At 43.0% G+C, this 4,125-nt stretch carries 3 protein-coding genes; all 3 read right to left on the bottom strand.

Annotation, left to right across the window (positions count from 1 at the left end):
• A partial coding sequence (locus tag D5R40_RS30810; RefSeq protein WP_134239649.1) for a hypothetical protein occupies positions 1-437 on the bottom strand: 437 nt, incomplete at its 3' end.
• Between the two features lie 350 nt (positions 438-787).
• Positions 788-1,231, bottom strand: a complete 444-nt coding sequence (locus D5R40_RS43105) for a carboxypeptidase-like regulatory domain-containing protein (protein ID WP_161565126.1) — start codon at positions 1,229-1,231, stop codon at positions 788-790.
• A gap of 898 nt (positions 1,232-2,129) precedes the next feature.
• On the bottom strand, positions 2,130-2,297 hold the full coding sequence (locus D5R40_RS36560; RefSeq protein WP_161565127.1) for a hypothetical protein: 168 nt from the start codon (positions 2,295-2,297) through the stop codon (positions 2,130-2,132).
• Positions 2,298-4,125: the final 1,828 nt, after the last annotated feature.

The raw sequence follows: 4,125 nt of genomic DNA on the forward strand, positions 1-4,125 counted from the left end.
TTCGTTTCTTCTGTCCCTTTTTTAAGCACGGGAATCTTCCGCCTTTCCCCATCCTCATAGCTGTCATTCATTGTCGAAAGGGAATAGGTGATGGCCAGTGTATCCCCGGCCATCCCTGCGTGGATGTTAGTAAATTCCACTTTCCCGGTAGAGAGCCAACTTTCCTGTTGACTGAGTAATGAGTCGGATGCTAGAAAGCGCGTCTTTATCTGTAACGAGTCGGGGTAATAGTTAGAGCTTTTGCCGATTAAATCCACTTCATCTCCCTCAACTCTAAGAATCGAGGAACGGCTAGTGAGCAGTGATGGATTTGAAAGCTCGTGTTTCAAGAGACAACCAACACCACTTTCTTCTTTTTTTATCCATAACCCATGTGCGTATGCTTTCCAGGACAGTGATGTTTGTCTGGAAGAGTACGTAAAGGAAGCTTCGGCCATTGTTGTCTGTAATAAGGTTGGGTTCCAGTATCCATAGTCTTTGAAATCTGATCGAAGTCCGGAGTCCCCGCAAGTGCAAAAAATCAAGACCTGCAGTGTGCTAAATTTGTGGTAATAATGATCACTCCGTTCGCTGCTTGAGCACCCATAGATGGCGGTCGCTTCTCGTGCCTCGATTTTCCTGAAGACTTCTAATTTGACTGGCAGTAATTTCGAAGGATCTCCAACTTTACATCGATAAGAAAGAGGGGGCCGCCTACCCGCCCAGTGCTAGCTCCTCGAATTAGGTATTGGAACCAGAGTCTGCTAATGTATAACTCCCGCTAATCTACCTTGAAGGACATCATCCATCAGATCTGCATTGCCCGATCTACTTTTCCTCTTACTGTTAACGGCATCCGGTGGGGATCAACTGATCCCCAAATCCTCTGGCGGAGCTTATATCCAGTTACTGTCACCGCTTCTAAATACTGAGCATTTTCAGCTAAGTTGATATCAACTTCTGGGCCCCGGGGAGAAAACTCTTGCGTAGCAAAACCCGTATAGCTGATGATCAAAGTAGGATACGATTGGAGAGGATGTATCTCCAATCTTCCATCTAAGTCTGTGACGGTTCCTAGGGTAGTTCCTTTGACCAGTATTGATGCGCCAATCAGGGGGTCACCTGAGCTATCCGGATGTAACCAGATATCGTACCTGAATGACCGCTGTAGGCCAGGGGCTAGGGTCAACAGGTGATTTGCTTTTCTCTGGGGTATGTAGAATATGAGATAGATGTTAAATCGGAAAGCCAAGATGTAGTATCTGGTTTAAAAGCCAGATCAGACAATCGCTGATAAAGCGTCTTATTGGCCTGAATAAATATTTGTTTCTGATAAAGTTGATAATCAGAACGGATAATGGTGAGATTATAGGTCCCTGCAGGAATTCCCTGCAGTTCGGCGCTCAGAGGGGAAGAGTGGCAATGAGGCTATCTTCTTGTTGAAGAACTGCTCCGAAAATAGTCCTTGCTGCGATAGTGGTATCCATGTAGACGAATGCCCCTCGAGGCATACTTGTGTCTTTTGTAAGCGTTTGGATAGAAGAGTAGCCTAGATATGTAGCATTTCATTAGGCGAATGAATTAGCTCTCCTGCGGCTTTTCCAATGATCGCTTGGATAAATAGGTTTTTTCCTTCTTTTGAAAGATTCGTGTTCATAAAGTTTAATCTTTTCACCGGATAGCTCATAACTAAAGCCAGGTTCAAAGTGAAATCGGTTGTAAACCCTTGGCTTTCCTGGTAGTGAGTCTGGAGTTTTGAAGAAACGGGCCTAGCTTAACGTGTTCACTTATAGCTATATTCGGCGAGTATAGTTTCTGGATATTATTTGCCTCATCTCTAATTGAAAGATTAGACCTCTCTTTGGCTGTTTCAACACTAAGATTGAATTTCGAATTAGTTTTTTTTTCCTTGGAGTTAAATTACTCGGCATTTCCCTGATTCTGATCCGTTTAAATGTTTCCATTTCCTGTAGTGCAATAGATCAATCGAGAATTCGAGTTTGTGTCCTTTCTGTAGTCTTACGCGTGCTATTGTAATCTCGAGCTTCCTGGTTCTGATTATGATGCTATTCAAATTCCTTCGATCCCTGAAAGCTATAGGCTGGGTTGATCTAAGTCGTGATATAGGACCAGACGTCGGTTACAGTAGATCATAAAACAGGCAGGGCTTTACCGTTTTGGACGACAAAATGAGCAAATTGAGCCACCGTTTTGTAGAAGCTATCTTGTATCAGCGTATCCGTTTGGAAATAAACTCCTTCCTCGGGTAATCGCAGGCGGTAATAATGAGCCTTGGCCAACCGTAAATCATCATGCATTGTCTTTTCTAATGATCTTTTTAGCTGTTCGGGAAGGATTGCTCTGAGGTCAAAAGTGTTATATGACCATGGGGATCAACCCCCTTTTTATATGGGATCTTGCTGCGACTTAAATGTTCATCTGGTTTCAAATTGTGCATTGATCGCCCCCAACTGCTAAAGTTGACTCCCGCAGCTCGTGATTGGTACCAGTATGTCCTTGCTTTTACCTGAATAAACAGCCGCTTGTCCAGGGTAACTTGCTCGGGTTGTTCGATCTCAATTTGTAACAACTTCTTGTATCGTATAATTTCCTGCTTCTTCCGAACGAGTCTGACCTCCCCATTGATTGATACTCTAAATGATAGGTTTTGTCTTTAGTTCGAGCCACTTGCCTTGCCAATCTTCTTGCATCGTTGTTCCCTCTGTTAGGGCGCCGCCGGGGTATCGAATTAGCCAATTTACGGCCAGTTTGTGTGGATTTTGTAGAGACAAGTGAATAGAGTCTTGTTCTCGTCTAGCTTCGAAGGCGAATATCCGATTGTATCAACGGATCCCATTCTTTAACTGAACTTCTTTAGAGGCCCTTACCAGCTGTGATCTTAAAAGATTTGACCATAGGGGACAGTGTCTGGCGCAGAGGGAGTTGGACCTGAATAGTATCACATGGATTCATCAGGTGTGGAAGTTGTGATAAGGGTAGCGTCTAATAGTATCCTCTTGTTGATTTTTAAAATAAGTACCATAAAGCTGTCCCTTCGTAGTTCTATCTGGATTCTTCTCTTGCAAAGGACATATAGTAGAAGTAACTCCTTTTTTCTTGCGCTCGCTCATGCTATTGCTGAAGGTTGCAGCAATTTTGCACCCTCATAGCGCAAACGCAGGGAATATTGCTGTCAGAATGGGTTACCTGCAAATTTTTCCTGCATCGGCAACATCTCCTTCAAAGCTCCAAATGGTGTCTGGAATGATTATTTCATCAGCATTGGAAACTTAAGAGTCGATTAGCTATCACATTGAATTTTATACTGGCATCATAGACAGGTAATTCGTTTTATCTTTGGCATTAGCTCGTTAAAACAAATTTTTTGGCCCTGATGGAAAAGGTACTGAAGGACTGAAGATATATATGACCTGATCTAATTGATAGCTTCATATTTGAAATGATGTGTGTTAGGCCCATCCATGTCTTAATGTTTTGGATGTTTTAAGGATATAGTGTAAACGCTGATCTAATTTAACGAGTCGGGAATAGCCCAGTCTTAGCAGGAAGGCACCAGTACTACTACGTTTCAACCAGGGTGTCCCAATATGGGATACTGTTGACGATAGTTCTTGGCACTATATTTCTAAGGCTTCCTATTTATTGGGCGTCCTTTTGGAGTGGTGCATAAGCTTTGAGTTCTCAACGTGTCTCCAGGTCGTCGTACTTCGTTTATGCCGTGACCATATAGACCATGCAGAGAGCGAGAGCCATTTTTCCGGTACCTTCTTGGAGGCCTCCAACTGCCATAAAGCACCAGTCGTCTCATGTAGTGATAGAGTTGGCTGCCCCATCGAATAGGGGTAGTGAGATAATAGCCAAACTTGGTATCTGTAAAATGACGATATCGTTTGCTGAGTAACCACTTTGAATCCTTTGGGTTGACTTTGTAAAACAGTGTGTCAGTTGGGAGGACAATCGATAAAAATCCTCCCTTATTTCTCTTTCTTATACGGTAACTCCCCACCGAAAAATCGTATGGGATGGTTCTATTTCCCAACTTTAATTCTGCATCTTCTACCATTTCTCCGTCTTCGTTTAAGACACGAAGCATAAGATCTCTATCATTGTTTATGGGAAGTACAT

The sequence above is a fragment of the Okeania hirsuta genome (genome assembly GCF_003838195.1).
Classification (GTDB): domain Bacteria; phylum Cyanobacteriota; class Cyanobacteriia; order Cyanobacteriales; family Microcoleaceae; genus Okeania; species Okeania hirsuta.

Excerpts from the sequence above, each read along its gene's own strand:
- D5R40_RS36560 (WP_161565127.1), bottom strand. The coding sequence starts at position 2,297 with ATGCATGATGATTTACGGTTGGCCAAGGCTCATTATTACCGCCTGCGA.